This is a genomic window from Flavobacterium panici, from assembly GCF_903819335.1.
Lineage (GTDB): Bacteria > Bacteroidota > Bacteroidia > Flavobacteriales > Flavobacteriaceae > Flavobacterium > Flavobacterium panici.
Genome location: NZ_CAIJDE010000001.1, coordinates 1 through 463 on the forward strand (window position 1 = coordinate 1; position 463 = coordinate 463).

At 47.5% G+C, this 463-nt stretch carries 1 protein-coding gene; it reads right to left on the reverse strand.

Annotated elements, in window-relative coordinates; genetic code table 11:
• A partial coding sequence (locus FLAPXU55_RS00005; protein ID WP_180855852.1) for a hypothetical protein occupies positions 1 to 463 on the reverse strand: 463 nt, incomplete at both ends.

The following is a 463-nucleotide window of genomic DNA, read 5'->3' on the forward strand; positions in this document are numbered from 1 at the left end:
GGCTGAGCGTTGATAACCGCAGCTGATGAAGCAGCTGAAGTACATCCGTTAGCTGTAGCCGTTACTGTATAGCTTCCTGCCGGAGCTGTAATAGTGTTTCCTGACTGGGTAACTCCTGTTGAAGGACTTACCGCATAAGTGTTAGAAGCACTGTAGTTTGATATGGTAAAACTTCCAGTTGCTGTTGAACATGTCGGCTGGGTTACAGCGCTTAATGTCGGAACTGCAGGTGTTGCAGGCTGAGCTTTGATAACCGCAGCTGATGAAGCAGCCGAAGTACATCCGTTAGCCGTAGCCGTTACAGTATAACTTCCTGCCGGAGCTGTAATTGTGTTTCCTGACTGGGTAACTCCTGTTGATGGGCTTACCGCATAAGTGTTAGAAGCACTGTAGTTTGATATTGTAAAACTTCCTGTAGCTGTTGAACATGTAGGCTGGGTTACGGCGCTTAATGTCGGAACTG